This is a genomic window from Nonomuraea sp. NPDC005983 (genome assembly GCF_040614375.1).
Classification (GTDB): Bacteria; Actinomycetota; Actinomycetes; order Streptosporangiales; family Streptosporangiaceae; genus Nonomuraea.
The window spans coordinates 1-17,890 of the sequence record NZ_JBEXUP010000170.1 but is presented as its reverse complement, the minus strand read 5'-3'; the positions used below and the strand labels follow the sequence as shown (position 1 = coordinate 17,890).

The window sequence follows — 17,890 nt, the reverse complement described above, 5'->3', positions numbered from 1 at the left end:
CCGCCGCCGTCCTGGCGCGCCTGGCCGGCGACATCGACCAGGTTGCCCTCCGTGCCGTCCGGCAAGCGGCGCGGGTGGCGGCCGACGGGCCAGGCGTCCTGCCCGCTGCCTCGGCGCCGCTGTTGGACATCACCGCCGAGCAGCACGCCGCCTGGCCGGTACGGCTGTTCGCGAGCTGACCAGCGCTCACTTCCACAACGGCATCTGGAGGCCACCATGCACCTGCACCATCCCGACACCCTGCCCTGCGGAGGTGGCGCCCCCTACGGGTCCGCCGCTACGACAAGCGAGGGGCGGCGCGCCTTGCGCATCGGCCTGGGCGGCCCCGTGGGCTCCGGCAAGACCGCCACCGTCGCCGCTCTGTGCCGGCAGCTGCGCGACAGCCTGTCCCTGGCGGTGGTCACCAACGACATCTACACCCGCGAGGACGCAGAGGCCCTGCTCCGCCAGGCCGTCCTGCCACCCGAGCGGATCATCGGCGTCGAGACCGGCGCCTGCCCGCACACCGCCATCCGCGACGACATCTCCGCCAACCTCGAAGCCGTCGAAGACCTCCAGGCCCGGATCACCCCGCTGGACCTCATCCTGATCGAATCCGGCGGCGACAACCTCACCGCCACCTTCTCCCGGGGCCTGGTCGATCACCAGATCTTCCTCATCGACGTCGCCGGCGGCGACGACATCCCACGCAAGGGCGGCCCAGGACTGACCACCGCCGACCTGCTCGTCATCAACAAGACCGACCTGGCTCCTTACGTCGGCGCCGACCTGCAGGCCATGGAGCGCGATGCCAAGGCCGCCCGGGGCACCCGCCCCGTCGTCCTCGCCAGCATCCGGGCCGACGACGGCATCCGGCCCGTCGCCGACTGGGTCACCCGCCGCGTCGCCGAGTGGGCTGCGGCACGGGTATGACGGCCCTCGTCCAGGGCCCCGTCCACGCCATGGCTCAGGCCGGCACTCCGGCCGGCGCCACCGCCTCACCCGGCCCTCATCCGCCCCGATCCCACAGCCTGCACGCCACCGCCCGCATCACCGCTGTCGCCGATGCCGGAGCCACCCGCTGCACCGTCCTGCACGGCGACGGCCCCTTCGACCCGCGGCGGCTACGGCCGCGCGGCGGCCGGGCCCGCGTGTGCGTCCTGGGTGCCATGAGCGCCCCGCACAACGGCGACCGGCTGCGCATCGAGGTCGTCGTCGGCCCCGGCGCCGACCTGGAGATCATCACCGCCGCGGCCACCATCGCCCTGCCCGGCCCTACCCCCGCCCCCGCCACCTGGGACCTGATCATCTCCGTGGCGGACGACGCCTGCCTGCATTGGCTGCCAGAACCACTCATCAGTACCGCAGGCAGCGATCTGCTCCAGAGCACTCACATCGACCTGGCCCCCAGCGCCCGCCTTCTGCTCACCGAGCGGCAGATCCTCGGCCGCGCCCACGAACCGCCAGGCAACCTGACCAGCCGACTCACCCTCCGCCGCGACGGGCACACGCTTTTGGACCAGCAGACCGACTACGGGCCCAGCGCACCCTGCTGGGACGGCCCCGCCGTCCTGGCCGGCTACCGCATCATCGGCCAGGCCCTCCTCATCGACCCGGAACTCGACGATTCGATGCCCCACACCCAGATCCTCAGCGACAGCCCCGACAACGGGCACGCCGTCGTCACCGCGCTCCCCGGCCCCGGCCGGCTCTTGACCGCCGTCGCCCCTGACGCGCGCGTCCTGCACCGCCACCTTCACACCGTGCTGCGTCGGTATGTGTGAGGCGGCTTGCGGTGGGGGACACGGTGCTATCGCCATAGTGCACGCCCGCCGTCCTGTGCCGAACGTGCCTGTGTGGGCGCCTGTGGCCCTTGCGAGGCTGGTTGGCATCCACGGTGGTTGTGGTCCGGAGAGGTCTAGCTCGAGACGCCGCCGTCCACCGGGATGACCGTGCCCGTCAGGTAGGCGCCGGCGCGTGAGGCCAGGTAGATCGCCGCCCCGGCCATGTCGTCGGGGCGGCCGATCCGGCCCAGGGGGACGCCGGCGGCGATGGCCTCGCGGGTGGCGGGGTCGTCCAGGGCGAACGCCGTCATCTTCGAGTCGAACGGCCCCGGCGCGATGGCGTTGACCGTGATGTGCTCGCGCGCCAGCTGCCTGGCCAGATGCCGGGTGAGCATGTGCACCCCGGCCTTCGCGGCCGAGTACGCGTAGTTCTCCATGGGCGGCACCCTGATCCCGTCGATGGACCCGATGTTGATCACTCGTGCGGGGTCGTCGGCGCTGGCGCTGGACCGCAGCTGCGGCAGGAACCGCTGGGTCAGGTAGAAGACGCCCTTGACGTTGATGTTCCAGAGCTTGTCGAAGGCGTGCTCCGGATACTCCTCCAGCGGCGCTCCCCACGTGGCGCCGGCGTTGTTCACGAGGACGTCCAGCGGCCCGTCCACGGCGGACACCAGCGTGGCCACTCCCTCGGACGTCGACAGGTCGGCAGGCACGGCGACGCACCCAAGTTCGGCAGCGGTCTTCTCGACCTCGGCCGTCTTCCGTGCGGAGATGTAGACCGACGCCCCGGCCTCGACGAACCCGGCCGCGATCATGCGCCCGATGCCCCGCGACCCGCCGGTGACGACGACCGTCTTGCCTTCCACCGAGAACAGACTCATGTCGAGAGCATGTCATACCAACCGGTCGGTCCCAAGCGGCGTCAGGGTCCGTCCCGGCGGCCCGCTCGGGCTGCCGCCCATGATCGTCAGGACGCGTTCGGGACCGCGCGCGGCGGCGGGGGTCGGGAACCCGCCCGGCCGACTCACACCCCCGGCAGGCGGCCGTTGCGGAAGAGGTCGACGAAGCGTTGATGGTCCTCGCGGGCCTGCGCCCCGTACCGGTGCGCGAAGTCGACGAGCATCGCGACGAATCCCGGCCTGTCGCCGTTGACCACCGCCACGATCGACTCCTCCGTCGAGAAGTCCACCAGGTCGTGGCTGGACTCGTCGTCGGCGACCGAGTGCATGCGGGCCACGGCCCGCCCCAGGTCCCGCATGATGGCCCGCACCTCGGCGGGCTCGTTGACGTCGTCCCAGCCCAGGTCGGCCGAGTACGGCGAGACCTCCGCGACGAGCTGCCCCACCCCGTCGAGGGTGGTGTAGCCGAGCCAGGGGTCGGCGTACGCCTGGAGCGCCCGCTGTGACTCCGCCGTACGGTGCCCCTGGTGGTGGAAGTACTTCACCACCTTCTCGTCGGTGACGTACCGCGCCACGGCGGGCACCTGGGCCTGCTTCATGTAGAGGATGACGTCGTTCTCCAGCGCCTGCGAGCGCCCCTCCAGCAGCAGGTTGTACGACGGCAGCCCGGCCGACCCGATGCCCACGCCCTTGCGTAGCGCCACGTCCTTGATGACGTGCTCCACTGGGTTCGACTGGACGGGCAGCGTCGTCAGGTAGTCCTCGAACGCCGCGAGCACGGCGGCCCGCGTCGGCGGATCGACGGGCTCGCGGCCCTCCATGATGGCGAAGCGCCGGTCGTAGTCGTCGATCACTGTCTCGACGTCCAGCATCGCGACGCGGGTGTTGAGGCGGGCGGTCTGCAGCACGCGGTGCAGCACGCCGGAGGTGGTGTCGAGCGTCAGCGAGCCGATCGCGTCGTCCCCGCCGTGCGCGATGCCGGTCAGTTCGTCCAGGTACGCGCCGGCGAAGTCGGTGACCAGCATGCTGATCGCGTCGTCCGACAGCGCCTTGGCGTACCCGATCAGGGCCACGCTGGCCGCGAAGCGCTTGAGGTCCCAGACGTACGGGCCGACGTACGCCTCGTCGAAGTCGTTGACGTTGAACACGAGCACGCCGGAGGCGTTCATGTAGGTGCCGAAGTTCTCCGCGTGCAGGTCGCCGTGGATCCACACCCGGCTGGTCGGCGGGTCGAGGTAGGAGTCGTCGGCGAACAGGTTCGTCAGGTCGGAGTAGAAGACGCAGGCGCTGCCTCGGTAGAACGCGAACGGGGAAGCCGCCATTTTCCGAAATTTCCGCCGGAAAGCGGCGGGGTCCCGCTTGATCGACTCGCCGAACTCTGCCATCAGGACGTCGAGCAGGTAGGTGGAGCGTGTGCCCATAGTCCGGACAGTAAGACCCGGACGCGTCCGCGCCTACCCTGGTCTTTCCCTGTCAGGGGCGCCGGGCCGCTGATCGGTCTTCTCCGGGATGACGGCCTTGATACCACGTCGGCGCAGGTAAGCGCGGTTGCCGCGGGAGGAGTACGCCTGTCGCCGGCCACCGCTGCCGGGCGGGTGCGCGGGCGGCCGACGGGCAGGCGCATCTTGATACGGGACAGCACAGCGCGAAACTGCGGGCTGTCTCCCGCCTGGCCCGCAGTGAGCACGAACGACAGCGGACGGCATCGCCGATTGCTAGGAGGCGGGGGGCTGTGCAGCGGTCTTTTTTCGCGACGCGATCGCGTATCGGGTCGAGCGGGCCCACAAAATTGCTGCCGCCGCCACCAGATACGGCAGCGAGATAAGGATCGGGGTGTATTCGCCGATGGCGATGTTGGTGATAATCGCCCCGAGCATGGTCAGGACCAGGCCACCGGCCGCGACCGGAGTCAGGATCGGCAGGATCCTTGTCGCGGCTGGGATGATGAGCCCCAGCCCGCCGAGGACCTCAGCCACCCCGGCGATCTTCAGCAGCACCACAGGAATGCCTTCGTACATCGTGGTCAGCTCGGCCGCGGAGGCGGTCACCTTCGGCAGCCCCGTTGACACAAAAACGAATGCGGCCAGTCCCGAAACGATCCACACCAGTGTCTTCATAACTACACGTCGATCATGCCGCCACGTTTTCGACATGCAGGCTCGAGATTCTCCGCCGAGCTCTACCCGCCCGGCCGGCAACGGGCATCTCGCCCCAGCGCGGCCGGGGGTTCACCTCGTCGGGCACCTCGCCGGACATGTCCATGAACTCGGCCGCCATCTCCTCCTCGCGCTCGGAGCGGTAGGAGGCGGGAAGCAGCCGCAGCACGTGGCGGTAACGCTGTTCGAGCAGGGACGCGGTCACGCGGCGCCTCCGGCGGTTCTGGCCCGCAGGCGGGTGAGCGCGACGCTGGCGGTGTCGGCGAGCCGGGTGGCGTCCTCGTGGAGGGCGCGCGCCGGAGTCGGTCAGCCGGTAGTAGCGGCGCAGCCGCCCCTGCTGGCCCTCCTCGCGGTCGAGCTCGACCAGCCCTTCCGCCGCCAGCCGGTCGAGCACGCCGTACAGGGAATCAGAACATAGGCAGGATCAAGGGTGCTGACTGGAGACCGAGACCACCTCGCCCGTCATGTACGACGAGTAGTCGCTGGCCAGGAAGACGATCACGTTGGCCACCTCCCACGGTTCGGCCGAGCGGCCGAACGCCTCCTGAGCGGTCAGCTCGGCCAGCAGTTCCTCGCTGGTCACTTTGGCCAGGAACGGGTGCACGGCCAGCGACGGCGCGACCGCGTTCACCCTGACCCCGTACTCGGCGGCCTCCAGTGCGACGCACCGGGTCAGCGCCATCACGCCGGCCTTGGCGGCGGCGTAGTGCGACTGGCCGCGCTGCGCCCGCCAGCCGATCACCGACGCGTTGTTGACGATCACCCCGGACCGCTGGGCGGTCATCTGCCTGAGCGCGGCCCTGGTGCAGCGCATGGTGCCGGTCAGGGTCACGTCGACGACCGCGTGCCACTGCTCGTCGGACATCTCCGCCAGCTCCGCCGTGCCGCCCAGCCCGGCGTTGTTGACGACGACGTCCAGCCTGCCGTGCGCCTCGACCGCCGCGTCGAACAGCGCCCGCACCTGCGCCTCGGACGTCACGTCGCACGGGACGGCCAGCGGCTTGACGCCGGTCAGCCCGGCCAGCGCCTCGGCGGCCTGCTCCAGGCGGCGCTCGTGGCGGTCGGAGACGACGACCGTCGCGCCCTCCTCGGCGCAGCGCCTGGCGGTGGCGTAGCCGATCCCGGCTCCCGCCGCGGCCGTCACCAGCGTGACCTTCCCATCGAGCAGGCCGTGCGCCTGCGGGTACGGCGGTGCCATCCATGCTCCCATCGCTTTACGCTCCCATCACTCGCGGGGCAGTCCGAGGGTGCGCTCGGCGATGATGTTCCGCTGGATCTCGCTGGACCCGGCGTAGATCGTGTCGGCCCGGCTGAACAGGTACAGCCGCTGCAGGTCGTTCAGCTCGCCGCCGTGCGCGACGAGCCCCGACCTGCCCTGGACGGCCTGCGCCAGCTCACCCAGCCTGCGGTGCCACTCCGACCAGTAGAGCTTGGCGATCGACGCCTCGGGCCCCGGCTCGCCCGCGCCCAGCGTCCGCAGCGCGTTCAGCCGCATGATCTCCAGCTCCAGCCAGGACCTGACGAGCCTGTCACGCAGGACCGGGTCATCCGCCGCGCCCGTCCGCTTGGCGGTCTCGATCACCTTGGTCAGCTCGCGCTGGAACCCGATCTGCTGCCCCAGCGTGGAGACGCCCCGCTCGTAGCCGAGCGTGGCCATCGCGACCCGCCACCCCTCGCCCGGCGCGCCGAGGATGTTGCGCCTGTCCGTCCTGGCGCCGTCGAAGAACACCTCGTTGAACTCGGACGTCCCGGTGAGCTGCACGATCGGCCGGACCTCGACGCCCGGCTGGTCTATGGGCACGAGCAGGTACGACAGGCCGCGGTGCCGCTGCGTCCCCGGCTCGGTGCGGCAGAGTGCGAAACACCAGTCGGCGACGTGCGCCAGCGACGTCCACACCTTCTGCCCGGTGATGACCCACTCGTCGCCGTCCAGATGCGCCCTCGTCTGGACGTTCGCCAGGTCGGACCCGGCCTCGGGCTCGGAGTAGCCCTGGCACCACAGCTCGTCGCCGCGCTGGATCGGGGGGAGGAAGCGGGCCTTCTGCTCGTCGGTGCCGAAGTCCAGGATGGTCGGGCCGATCAGGCCCTCGCCGATGTGGCCGACCCGGGCCGGAGCGTCCGCCCTGGCGTACTCCTCGTGGAAGGCCACCTGGTCGTCGAGGGAGGCGTCGCGCCCGCCGTAGCGTCGCGGCCAGCCCAGGCAGGTCCAGCCGGCCTTGCCGAGGTGGCGCTCCCAGGCGTGTCGCAGCTCGTGGCCCTCGTGCTCGCGGCCGGGGCCGCCGAGGCCCCTGGCGTGTGCGAACTCGCCGGTCAGGTTCGCCTCCAGCCAGGCCCGCGCCTGTTCACGCAGGCTCAACGAAGCCTCCGTAGCCGCCGCGGAAGAACACCAGCGGGCCGCCCTCGGCGTGCGTGTCGAGCTGGAGCACGCGGGCCACCACGATCACGTGGTCGCCGGCCGGATGCTCGGCCTCGACGGCGCAGTCGAGCCAGGCCAGCGCGCCGTCGAGCACCGGGTTGCCGCCGGGGGAGCCCGTCCACGTCAGGCCGGCGAACTTGTCGCCGCCCTTGGCGGCGAGCTGGGCGCAGACGGGCTGCTGGTGCTCGGCGAGCACGTTCACCGTCACCACCTTCGCGCCGCGCACCCTGGGCCAGCTCGTGCTGGTGTGGGCCACGCAGAAGCCGACCAGCGGCGGGTCGAGTGAGACCGAGGTGAAGGAGTTGGCGGCCAGGCCGCAGGGCTCGCCGTTGACCGGGTCGAGCGCGGTGATCGCGACCACGCCGGTGGCGAACCTGCCGAGGACCTGCCTGAAGCGCCGGCTGTCGAGGTGGCCGTTCGTGCGTGGGCCGTTCGGCATGGCGGCTCCGTTGAGGGTCCTGCGCTGCTGGGGGGCCGGAGGGGCGGCACGGCCGTCCGGCGCGATGAGCCGGGCAGCATGTGCGGTCATGATGGCCTCCTCCGTCGCCGGATACAGTCTAACTTACCAAGCGCTTGCTTGGACGGTAGGCGGGCGACGGAGGAGGTGTCAACCGTTGACAGCCTTTCGGGGCCCGGCCTAGCGTGCGTTGTGTGGCCAAGCGCTTGCTCAAATTTCGCGACCGGACCGCCGTCGCGGGCGTCGGCTACACCGCCTTCAGCAAGAACTCCGGGGTCAGCACCCTGACGCTCGCCTGCCGCGCCGTGCTCGCCGCCCTGGAGGACGCCGGCCTGACCTCCGACGACGTGGACGGCCTGGCCACCCACCGGGTGGGCGACTCGGCGCCGCCCTCGCTGGTCGGCCCCGCCCTCGGCGTCCGCGACCCCACCTGGTACCTCGACCAGTTCGGCGGCGGCAGCGTCTCGCACGCGGTGGTGGCCCAGGCGGCGCTGGCGGTGGCGGCGGGAGTGGCGGAGACGGTCGTCTGCTACCGGGCGATCAACGCCCGATCGGAGTTCCGCATGGGCGGCACCGGCCGCGGCGTTCCGCAGACCCCGGAGATCCAGTACCAGGCCCCGTACGGCTACTCCGCCCCGCCGCAGCAGTACGCCATGTACGCCCGCGCCCACATGCTGAAGTACGGCACCCGGGCCGAGCACTTCGGCCACCTGGCGGTCACCCAGCGGGCCAACGCGGTCAAGAACCCGCGCGCCCTCATGCGCACCCCCATCACGCTCGACGACTACCTGGCCAGCCGGTGGATCGCCGAGCCGTTCCGCCTGCTGGACTGCTGCCTGGAGACCGACGGGGCCTGCGCCCTGGTCGTCACCTCGGCCGAGCGGGCCCGCGACCTGCGCCGGCCTCCGGTCCTGATCACGGCGGCGGCCTGGGGCGGCGGCGACTCCTTCCTGTCGGGCGCCGACCCCACCACCACCTCGGCGGCGACCCTGGCCCCCCGCCTGTACGCGCAGGCCGGGCTCGGGCCGCAGGACGTCGACGTGGCGGAGCTCTACGACTGCTTCACCTACTCGGTGATCGTCCAGCTGGAGGACTACGGCTTCTGCGCCAAGGGCGAGGGCGGCCCGTACGTGGCTTCGGGGGCCACCGCCCTGGGCGGCCCGCTCCCGGTCAACACGCACGGCGGCTTCCTGTCAGAGGGGTACGTCCACGGCATCAACCACGTCGCCGAGGCGGTCTCGCAACTCCGCGGCGACGCGGGCGACCGGCAGGTCCCCTCGGCGGAGGTCGCCCTGTCCACGGCCCAGCCGGGCTACATCCTCCCGGCCACCTCGGCCCTGATCCTGAGCAGGGGCTGACCGCGATGCGGCCGAACGTGGACCGGGACTCCGCCGCATGGTGGGAGCGGGTGGCCAGGCACGAGTTCGCCGTGCAGCGCTGCGACCGGTGCGGCACGAGACGCTGGCCCGCGCGGGCGTTCTGTCCCGCCTGTCGGGCCGAGGGGTGGACCTGGGAGCCCGTCGAGCCGATCGGGACGGTGGTGAGCTGGATCGTCAACCACCAGCCCTTCATGCCGGGCCTCAGCACCCCGTACGTCGTCGTGATGGTCCGGCTGGCGGCCGTGCCCGGCGCGCTGGCCTGGGGGAACTGGCACGGCGACGGCGAGCCGCGGGCGGGTCAGCCGGTCGAGGCCGCCTACACGGACGCGGAGGACGGCGTCACGTTGGTGAACTGGCGCCCGCGCACGGCGTGACAAATTCCGCCTTCTCGCGCGAAACCGCCCCAAAAACGGGCGCGGAGGCTCAGGCTTGGACTATGGCGAACGACGCCTGGACAGAGCCCGGTCACGGCCGGACTGTGGAAAAGGCGGCCTCCCGCGCGACGACTGCCCGTGAAGCCCCATAACGGACAGAAAGGGCGCAATAGCGACAAAGCCCTAAATACAACTGAACATGTCGCCGTAAAAGAGGAACGCGCGCCCTGGCGGGCGTGGGGGACCCGCCAGGACGCGCTTCCTGCCCCGTACGCGGTGGTTCAGGACTCCGGCGAGGGATGGAGTCCTGCACCGATATTTCGCGTACGGAGTCGGTGGGGGAGTGAACCTCTTGCGAGGGCTCCAGGTGTCGGTGGCTCGCACCGGTCGGGTCGTCGATGGGGTGTGAGACGGTGGCGCCTTCCTCGTGTCGGACGAAGAAGCCGTCCTCGCGCCGCACGGTCAGCTCGGTCGGCACCGTCAGCACGGACACGCCATTCCCCTGGCTCTGATAGGTGTGGGTGAACCCCTGACGAGGCAGCGCGTAACGCAGTAAACGCGGTGCTTCGCGGGGGTCGTACCAGGGCAGGTAACGGCTTACCCGTGCGGACCGGCAACACCGGGCTTCACCCCCTCACCGGCCTTTCGATGGATTTGTACCAACGATTGGATGATGAAGGCGTGAAGGCCGTTCGGTCAAGGGGTTGTGGCTAGCTAGAACCAGATCGTCTAAATTGTTGGAACAAAAGGGGTGAAAGTGGCAAGGTCGGTGCTGTATCAGCTGGTTGCTTCGGAGCTACGAAGGGCCATCTACTCCGGTGCCCTGGGTCCCGGATCGCAGCTTCCGACCGAGGCGCAGCTCATGGAAGACCATGGGGTGAGCCGCAACACCGTCAGGCTGGCCCTCGGGGAGCTGGTCAACGAGGGGCTCGTCACGCGCACCCCCCGGCGCGGCACCGTGGTCAGAGACCGCAGGCCGCTGCTCATGTACCCGCAGCGCGAACTCGAGCCGCAGCCGACGGATGAGGTCCGCGAGGCCTTCGCCTTCGCCGTCTCACAGGAAGGCCGGGAGCCCAGCCAGCTCATCGAGGTTCTCACCGTGTCTCCTGTGGAGGAGATCGCGAGCAGGCTCGAACTGGCCGAGGGAGAGCTGGCGGTGGTGCGCCGGCGCCTGCGGTTCGTGGACGGCCAGCCGTACAACACCAACGACTCCTACTTCCCTCGGGAGCTCGTCGCGGACACCGAGATCGCCAGGCCGGGCGACATCGCGCGAGGAGCGAACAGGGTGCTGGAGGAGCTCGGACACGGGCAGGTCCGCGTGGTGGACGACATCTGGGCTCGGATGCCCAACCAGGAGGAAGCCGAGCGTTTGCAGATGGAGTCAGGCACGCCCGTGATGGTGTACCTGCGGGTCGGATATGACAGGGACGATGTGCCAGTGCGTGTCGCGGTGTCAGTGCTCCCCGCCGACAAGCACTTGATCAGATACGAGCTCGACCGCCGCTAAGTGAGCTCGGTTGGGGGTGATCCAACCGGCCGCGCGCAGCGAGCACCGCGCCTCGCTGGGCGGGGGAACCCTGCGCGTTCCCCCGATTTCGTCATCCATCCATAGCTCGAACCGGTCGCCTCCGGTCCGAGTCTCGCGTGCCGCCGAGTGATCACGCTCCGTGGTCACTTCGACACACCCTGCAATGAAGGAGCGTAGCATGCACCCGAATACCCTGCTTCACCCGCTGACTCTGCGCCGGGCGGAAGCCGCTGATCTGGAGGGTGTTCTCACCCTCCTCGCCGACACAGCCGAGTGGCTGTACTCGCGAGGGGTCCGGCAGTGGCCCCGTGGAGGTTTCGGCCCGGAGCGGATCGAACCGCTCATCGAGGAGCGGGTGCTGTTCCTGCTGGACGACGAGCTGAGCTTCCTCAGCCCTGACGAGCCGGCTCCTCCGGTGGCCACCATAGCCCTCGACGGCCACGCCGACCCGGAGTTCTGGACTCCCGCTGACGACCCGGCGGCCGGGCTGTACGTGCACAAACTGGCCGTCTCCCGTGCCTGGTCGGGCAGCGGCCTTGGAGAGGCCCTGCTCGACTGGGCGGGGGCGATGGCCTACGGCTCCGGCCTGACATGGCTGCGCCTCGACTGCGCCAAGGAGAACCCGCGCCTGCAGGGCTACTACCGCCACTGTGGATTCCATCACCTGCGCACGGTGGACCTCCCGCACCGCGCCTCGGGCGCGCTCTTCCAGCGCCCGGCCGAGGACACCGCGATCACCGCCTTCCGCGACCTCAGCTCCGCCGAGCTGATCGTCGCCTAGCCGCGCCCCGGCCGGACGGGCCACGGCGCCCGTCCGGCGCGGGAGCGCCTGTCGCCGTGCCCGGTTGGGGTGGGAGGTTCTCTCTGCATTTGTGTCGGAAAGGGGCAGAGCACCATATAACCTCTCCTGCATGACCGGATCCCTCCTCGAGGTGATCGCGCTGAACGTGCGCGACGCCGTGGCCGCCGAGCAGGGCGGCGCCGACCGCCTGGAGGTGGTCGCCGACATGGCGGCAGACGGGCTCAGCCCCACGCCGGAGACGGTCGCCGCGATCGCCGCGGAGTGCCCGCTGCCCCAGATGGTGATGCTGCGCTGCGACGCCGGGTTCGCGTCCGACGCCGACGTGCTGGAGCGGCTGCGGCGCGACGCCAAGGCACTGGCCCAGGCGGGCGCGGCGGGCTTCGTGTTCGGCTTCCTGGACTCCGCCGGCGCCGTCGACCTGGTCGCCACCGAGGCGCTGATCCACGCTGTGTCGCCGCTGCCCTGGACGTTCCACCGCGCCGTCGACCACGCGGCCGACGTGCAGGCCTCCTGGCGGGCCGTGCGGCTGCTGCCCAACCTCGCCACCGTCCTGACCGCCGGTTCGCCGACGGGCGTGGGCGACGGGCTGGGCGTGCTCAAGGGACGGGCCGTGGCCGGCGACGGGTCGATCATCCTGGCCGGTGGCGGCCTCAGGCCCTCGCACGTCCCGGCGCTGCTCGACTACGGCATCCGCGCCTTCCACGTGGGGTCGCCCGTGCGGCAGAGCTGGTCGGAGCCGGTCGAGTGGCGCATGGTCCGGCAGTGGCGGGCGCTGGTCGACCGCGACTGAGGCTCAGCGCAGGGCGGCGTCGGCCCGGCGCAGGGCGGCCGCCATGGTCTTGACGGTGGCGGGCTCGTCCATGACGCCGCCGCCCGCGTCCCGCTGCTCCTCCCACGCGCGCACCCGGCGGCTGTAGGAGTCGTAGCGGGCCAGGTGGAAGGCGTACACCGTGGCGAAGCGGCTCACCAGATGCGACGGGTGCATGTCCCAGCCCTGGTAGAAGCCGTGCGCGAGCGAGTGCCGCACCAGCTCGGCGTGCCGCCGCCACAGCGCGTGGACGTCCGCGGCCGAGCCCGAGGCGGGGGAGGCGGCCAGGGAGCCGTCGCAGAGCTCCACACCGGTGCCCGCGAACGCCGTCTGCATGATGTGCCGCGCGTGGTCGCAGGCGGGGTGGTCGAGCCGCTGCTCGTGCGGCGGCAGCCCGAGCGAGGCGGTGTAGTCGAACACGCCGAAGTGCGCCGCCGCCAGCCTGCCCTGGAGCGAGGCGGCCAGCTCGCCGCGCAGGAACCGCACGGTCTGCGGGGCCTCCACCTGGATCTCGAACCGCAGCCGCGGCAGCCCGAGCGCGCCCTCCAGCCGGCCCAGGAACGCGGCGAACTGCCCGAGGTACTCCTCCATCAGCACCTTGGGGAAGGTCACGGTGAACCCGCCCGGAAGCTCGCCCAGCCGCTCGACCACGCCCGTGACGAACCCGTCGAGCGTGCGCAGCGACCGTGCCGGGTCGCCGTCGGCGAACGACTTCACCCGGAGCCCCCACCGCCGCGGCAGCGTGCCCGCGGCCCGCATCTCGGCCACGGCCAGGGCGGCCAGCTCGACGTGGCCGTCCTCCTCGGCGGGGCGCACGCCGTACCCGTCCTCGAAGTCGACCCGAAGGTCCTCCACGGGCTCGCGGGCGAGCTTGCGCAGCAGGCGCGCTCGCACCTCGGCGGCGAGCGTCTCCGGCAGGCCGAACACCTCGGCCGCCTCACGTGGCCCGGCCAGGTGCTCCTTGACCAGTTCCAGCGCCTGCCCGCCCCAGTCGGCCACGGTGCCCGCGGAGAAGCGGTCGGCGGGCACGTACACGGTGTGCACCGGCTGCCACGCCGCGCCGTCTCCGGGATAGCGCTCCCGCTGGAGCCGGTACGTCTCCTCGAACCCCGGCACCGCCTGGCCGGTCACGGTGACGCGCATCCTGTTACGGCAGCGGCTGGACGGGCCGGCAGGCGGCGAGCATGGCGTCGAGGCCGACGAGCTTGACCCGCTCGCCCCTCCCCAGGGTCCTGGCGAGGTCCGCCTCGGCCGCCTCGATGGCGAGCCAGTCGTCGTAGCTGACCGGTCGCACGCCCTTGGCCTCGAGCAGCGCGTCGATCGGCTCGTGCGGCGGCCGCTCCCTGCCCTCCAGGTCCGACAGCAGCGTGCGGACCGTTTCGGCCGCGTCGGACTTGTTGGTGCCGATCACGCCGGTCGGGCCGCGCTTGAGCCAGCCGGAGACGTACTCGCGGTCGCGCACCCGGCCCGCCTCATGGGGGACGGTCTTGGTCGCGTCGGAGAACGGCACGCCGGGCAGCGGGACGCTCTGGTAGCCGACCGAGCGCAGCACCATGCCGACGGGCAGCGTCTCGAACTCGCCCGTGCCCGTCACCCGGCCCTCGGGCGACAGCCGGGTGCGTTCCAGCCTGATGCCCTCGACGCGGTCCGTGCCGAGGATCTCCACCGGACGCAGCCAGAAGCGGACGTCCAGGCGGCGGGGGCGGCCGACCGGCTCGCGGGCGGCCCACGACTGCAGCACGTCGATGTTGCCGCGGATCTGCCTCGGGAAGTCGCCGCCGAGGACGGCCGCCTCGTCCTTGCGTACGCACACGTCGGCGTTGGTCAGCTCGCCCAGCTCGCGCAGCTCCTTCAGGGTGAACTTGGCGTGCTCGGGGCCCCGGCGGCCGATCATGTGGACGGCCTTGACCTGGCTCTCCTCCAGGCGCTCCAGCACGTCGCGCGGCACGTCGGTGGAGCTCAGCTCGGCGGCAGTCTTGGCCAGGACGCGCACGACGTCCACGGCCACGTTGCCGACGCCGATGACCGCGACCTCGGGGCTGTCGAGGGTGAACCGGTCGGGGTCGACGTCGGGATGGCCGCAGTACCAGTTGACGAAGTCGGTGGCGGCCACGCTGCCGGGAAGGTCCTCGCCGGGGATGCCGAGCTTCCTGTCGACCATCGCGCCCGTCGCGTACACCACCGCGTCGTAGGCGCGGAGCAGCTCCTCGACCGACAGGTGCGCGCCGAGCGCGACACCGCCCAGGAAGCGCACCTGCGGGAGTTCCAGCACCCGCTGCAGGTAGTTGGCGATCGACTTGATGGACGTGTGGTCGGGCGCGACGCCGTACCTGACCAGCCCGTACGGCGTGGGCAGGCGTTCGAGGACGTCCACCTCCACCGGCTCGGCCGACTGCTTGACCAGTGCCTCAGCCGTGTAGATCCCGGCTGGCCCCGAACCGATGACCGCCACACGCAACGTCACGCTGCCTCCCTATGCCGGCGCTACTGTCTCACGGAGTACTGGGTGTAACCGGCCAGTTCGATCGATGTATCCCCGATCACGGGTGCGAACGAACTCGTCCTTCGTGAATACCGCAAGATCGCGATTTTTCCCGTTATAACCGCCCATAACGGCGCGCGAACAGAGCAGGAACCCTCCCTGCCCGCCATCGTCCGGCACCCGCCCTTCACGTCGCGGATCGGGTCATCCACGCCACCGCGGGGCCTGTCGGCGCCCTCCGGCGGGTCCAGGGGAGTTGTGCCCGGGCCCGGCCCGGCTTCTGTGCAGACGCACCGGTTGCGCACGGGCCCGCCGTACCTGTCGTGCAATGCCCTGACCGGCTCCGGCGAGAAGGCCCACTTCCAACCTACTCGCCGAGGGTCACTCCGCCACCCGGGCGCGCAACGCGATCTTGTCGATCTTGCCGTTGGCGTTGGTGGGCAGGACGTCCACCAGGATCAGCCGTTTCGGCACCTTGTAGTTGGACATGTTGGCCCGCGCCCAGGCGTGCAGGGCCTCGACGTCCACCATCACCCCCGGCCTGGGCACCACGTACGCCCAGCCCGCCTCCCCCGAGCCGGGGTCGGGCACGCCGACCACGGCCGCCTGCGCCAGCGAGCCCTCGCGCAGCAGCAGCGACTCGACCTCGGCGGGGGAGACGTTGAAGCCGTTGACGATGTAGAGCTCCTTCTTGCGATCGACTATGGCGAGATTTCCGGACTTATCCAGCACGCCGATGTCGCCCGTGTGCAGCCATCCGGCGGCGTCGATCACCTCGGCCGTCTTGTCGGGCTCGTCCCAGTAGCCGCGCATCACGCCGTAGCCGCGCTGCAGGATCTCGCCGCGCTCCCCGGCCGCGACCTCCCCGCCGTCGTCGTCCACGATCTTCACCTCGATGCCCGGCACCGGGCAGCCGGTGGTCGCGGCGATGACCTCGACGGGGTCCTCCGCCCTGGTCATGGAGACGACCGTGCCCTCCATCAGGCCGTAGGCGTTGATCACACGTTCGAGGCCGACCCGCTCGACCAGCCGGGTGATCAGCGCGGCGGGCACGGCCGCGGCGCCGCAGATGGCCACCCGGAGCGACGACACGTCCGGCTCGGCGCGCTCCGGCTCGGCGCGGTCCAGCTCGTCGAGCAGCCGGTAGAAGAGCGTGGGCGGACCCGCGAGGATGCTCACCCTGCCGGACGAGATCAGCGACACCAGCGCGTCCGGGGTGAACGCGCGGATCGGCAGCATGGTGGCCCGGCGCAACAGGCAGGCGATCAACCCGGCGTTCAGCCCGAAACCATGGCTGAACGGGGCGATCACCGGGTAGCGGTCGTCCTCGCCCAGCGTCACGATCTCGGCCCAGTCCCAGTAGCCGCGCAGGACCTGGGCGTGGTCCAGCATGACGCCCTTGGGCGTCCCGGTCGTCCCGGACGTGGACATGATCTCGCACAGGTCCCCTGGCCGCACCGCCAGCGCCCGCTCCTCGGCGGTGGTCACGTCCGCGCCGAGCGCGCGCAGGTCCGACGCCGCCAGCCACGAGCCGTCCCGCAGGCCGTCCGGGACGATCACGTGGCGCAGCGCGGGCAGCGGCGGCAGCAGGTCCGCCAGCACCGTCCCGCCGTGGCCCTCGCCCGTGAGCAGCACCTCCGCGCCGGTCCTGGCGATCAGCCCGGCGGCCTCGATGCCCTTGTAACGGGGTGAGAGGGGCACGAGCACCCCGCCCGCGTCCCAGACGCCGAGTGCGTGCGCCACCCAGTACGGGTCGTTCACCCCCCACAGGGCCACCCGGTCGCCCGGCCTGACCCCGAGCGCGATCAGCCCCCGGGCGATCCCGGCCGCGCTCTCCCTGAGCCCGGCCATGGTCAGGCGCAGCCCGCCGTCCTCGACCACGGCCGCGTCGGGATGGCGGTCGGCCTGCTCGCGCAGCATGCGGGGGAGCGTCCCCCAGTCCGGCATCGGTCCCATCGGTCGGCGCCTCCTGGCGGGTTCCGCTCCTAGGTGATCAGCGCGCGGTCGCGGCCCAGATGGTGGCCGCGCAGGTCGGTCACGACGCCGGGCGTGACCGTCTCGGAGACCTCGGACGCGACCTCCACGCCCAGCGAGAGCGGCGTCAGCGACCGGACCGCCTGCTGGATCCGCGACTTCCACATCGGGTTCGCGACCAGGCTCTCCCGGTTGAAGGTGACCGCGAGGACCGCGGCGTCCAGCGTCCCCTGCCTGCTGATCGTCAGCTCCCAGCCGGACACGCCGTCGATCTTCGCCAGCGCCTTGCCGATCCGGGGCAGCGACAGCCACACGCCGCGCACCAGGACGTGCTCGCCGACCGTGTGCGCGGGCGCGGGAACGCCGTCGCCGTCGGCGCGGGCCGCCTGCCCGGTCCGCAGCACGGCGTCGCCGAGCGTCGCGTGCCGGTGCGGCGTGACCACCAGCTCGGCCAGGCCGGGGCCGGACGCCGGCTCGTCCTTGGCGAGCGCGGCCAGCCCCAGGACGCCGTCGGCGAGCGGTGTCAGCGGCGCGTCCTCCGAGTCCCGCCAGGCCAGCGGGCCGCCGCCGAACGGGCTCGCGTACACCTCCGTGACGCGTGCGGCGAACTCGCCCGCCAGGTGGCCGAGCGTCCGCTTCGTGGCGATCTCCCCGGTCAGGACGATGTGCCGGAGGCCCAGGTCCAGCGGGTCCAGGAGGAACTCCAGGTGCAGGCGGGCCAGGAAGTCCATCGCGCCCGTCGGGGTCGCGACCAGCGTCGTCGCCTTCAGCGCCGACAGCGCGTGGTGCAGGCGCATGCGCCCGCGCGGGCCGACGGACGCGGCGGCGTGGGCGATGTCCGCGGCGGCCGAC

Annotated in this window: 18 protein-coding genes and 1 pseudogene; 7 read left to right on the top strand and 12 right to left on the bottom strand. The window is 71.5% G+C overall.

Annotated features, from left to right (window positions below):
- Positions 1-216 precede the first annotated feature (216 nt).
- Complete coding sequence (ureG, locus tag ABZ297_RS41200; RefSeq protein WP_355358062.1) at positions 217-912, top strand: urease accessory protein UreG; 696 nt, start codon at positions 217-219, stop codon at positions 910-912.
- Positions 909-1,763: an urease accessory protein UreD gene (locus tag ABZ297_RS41195; RefSeq protein WP_355358059.1), complete on the top strand. Its 855-nt coding sequence runs from the start codon at positions 909-911 to the stop codon at positions 1,761-1,763. Before ureG ends, ABZ297_RS41195 begins: the two co-directional genes overlap by 4 nt.
- Positions 1,764-1,897: 134 nt before the next feature.
- On the opposite strand, the gene ABZ297_RS41190 is transcribed toward ABZ297_RS41195, so the two are convergent.
- The 8 genes and pseudogenes from ABZ297_RS41190 to ABZ297_RS41155 all read right to left on the bottom strand — a co-directional run bounded on the left by ABZ297_RS41190 (position 1,898) and on the right by ABZ297_RS41155 (position 7,673).
- Positions 1,898-2,644 (bottom strand): SDR family oxidoreductase, encoded by a 747-nt coding sequence (locus tag ABZ297_RS41190; RefSeq protein ID WP_355358056.1) that lies wholly within the window; start codon positions 2,642-2,644, stop codon positions 1,898-1,900.
- A gap of 143 nt (positions 2,645-2,787) precedes the next feature.
- Complete coding sequence (locus tag ABZ297_RS41185; protein ID WP_355358053.1) at positions 2,788-4,083, bottom strand: DUF2252 domain-containing protein; 1,296 nt, start codon at positions 4,081-4,083, stop codon at positions 2,788-2,790.
- 66 nt (positions 4,084-4,149) lie between these two features.
- A pseudogene (locus ABZ297_RS41180) lies at positions 4,150-4,379 on the bottom strand (transposase); the annotation flags it as partial.
- The gene (locus ABZ297_RS41175) at positions 4,378-4,779 is read right to left on the bottom strand and encodes a DoxX family protein (RefSeq protein WP_355358050.1); all 402 of its coding nucleotides are present in this window, start codon (positions 4,777-4,779) and stop codon (positions 4,378-4,380) included. The gene ABZ297_RS41175 and the pseudogene ABZ297_RS41180, both read right to left, overlap by 2 nt.
- 13 nt (positions 4,780-4,792) lie before the next feature.
- Positions 4,793-5,212, bottom strand: coding sequence for a helix-turn-helix transcriptional regulator (locus tag ABZ297_RS41170; protein ID WP_355358047.1), 420 nt, complete (start codon positions 5,210-5,212; stop codon positions 4,793-4,795).
- 30 nt (positions 5,213-5,242) lie between these two features.
- Positions 5,243-6,016 carry an SDR family oxidoreductase gene (locus tag ABZ297_RS41165; RefSeq protein ID WP_355358044.1) on the bottom strand — a complete coding sequence of 258 codons (774 nt, stop codon included), beginning with the start codon at positions 6,014-6,016 and terminating at the stop codon, positions 5,243-5,245.
- Positions 6,017-6,043: 27 nt separating this feature from the next.
- Positions 6,044-7,174 carry an acyl-CoA dehydrogenase family protein gene (locus ABZ297_RS41160; protein ID WP_355358041.1) on the bottom strand — a complete coding sequence of 377 codons (1,131 nt, stop codon included), beginning with the start codon at positions 7,172-7,174 and terminating at the stop codon, positions 6,044-6,046.
- Positions 7,161-7,673 carry a flavin reductase family protein gene (locus ABZ297_RS41155; protein ID WP_355358065.1) on the bottom strand — a complete coding sequence of 171 codons (513 nt, stop codon included), beginning with the start codon at positions 7,671-7,673 and terminating at the stop codon, positions 7,161-7,163. The genes ABZ297_RS41160 and ABZ297_RS41155 overlap by 14 nt, the downstream gene beginning before the upstream one ends.
- Positions 7,674-7,885: 212 nt before the next feature.
- Between ABZ297_RS41155 and ABZ297_RS41150 the strand changes: the two genes are divergently transcribed.
- The 5 genes from ABZ297_RS41150 to ABZ297_RS41130 all read left to right on the top strand — a co-directional run bounded on the left by ABZ297_RS41150 (position 7,886) and on the right by ABZ297_RS41130 (position 12,564).
- Positions 7,886-9,049 carry an acetyl-CoA acetyltransferase gene (locus ABZ297_RS41150; RefSeq protein ID WP_355358038.1) on the top strand — a complete coding sequence of 388 codons (1,164 nt, stop codon included), beginning with the start codon at positions 7,886-7,888 and terminating at the stop codon, positions 9,047-9,049.
- Between the two features lie 5 nt (positions 9,050-9,054).
- Positions 9,055-9,444: a zinc ribbon domain-containing protein gene (locus ABZ297_RS41145; RefSeq protein WP_355358035.1), complete on the top strand. Its 390-nt coding sequence runs from the start codon at positions 9,055-9,057 to the stop codon at positions 9,442-9,444.
- A 751-nt stretch (positions 9,445-10,195) separates the two neighbouring features.
- On the top strand, positions 10,196-10,951 hold the full coding sequence (locus ABZ297_RS41140) for a GntR family transcriptional regulator (protein WP_355358032.1): 756 nt from the start codon (positions 10,196-10,198) through the stop codon (positions 10,949-10,951).
- 199 nt (positions 10,952-11,150) lie between these two features.
- Positions 11,151-11,753: a GNAT family N-acetyltransferase gene (locus tag ABZ297_RS41135; protein WP_355358029.1), complete on the top strand. Its 603-nt coding sequence runs from the start codon at positions 11,151-11,153 to the stop codon at positions 11,751-11,753.
- 130 nt (positions 11,754-11,883) lie between these two features.
- A complete protein-coding gene (locus ABZ297_RS41130; protein ID WP_355358026.1) occupies positions 11,884-12,564 on the top strand; it encodes a copper homeostasis protein CutC in 681 nt (226 codons plus the stop codon).
- A gap of 3 nt (positions 12,565-12,567) precedes the next feature.
- Here the strand turns inward: ABZ297_RS41130 and ABZ297_RS41125 are convergent, their stop codons facing one another.
- The 4 genes from ABZ297_RS41125 to ABZ297_RS41110 all read right to left on the bottom strand — a co-directional run.
- Positions 12,568-13,725, bottom strand: a complete 1,158-nt coding sequence (locus ABZ297_RS41125; protein ID WP_355358023.1) for an aldolase — start codon at positions 13,723-13,725, stop codon at positions 12,568-12,570.
- Between the two features lie 4 nt (positions 13,726-13,729).
- On the bottom strand, positions 13,730-15,046 hold the full coding sequence (locus tag ABZ297_RS41120; protein ID WP_355358020.1) for an FAD-dependent oxidoreductase: 1,317 nt from the start codon (positions 15,044-15,046) through the stop codon (positions 13,730-13,732).
- Positions 15,047-15,445: 399 nt separating this feature from the next.
- Complete coding sequence (locus ABZ297_RS41115) at positions 15,446-17,020, bottom strand: AMP-binding protein (protein WP_355358017.1); 1,575 nt, start codon at positions 17,018-17,020, stop codon at positions 15,446-15,448.
- Positions 17,021-17,049: 29 nt separating this feature from the next.
- A partial coding sequence (locus ABZ297_RS41110; protein WP_355358014.1) for a hypothetical protein occupies positions 17,050-17,890 on the bottom strand: 841 nt, incomplete at its 5' end.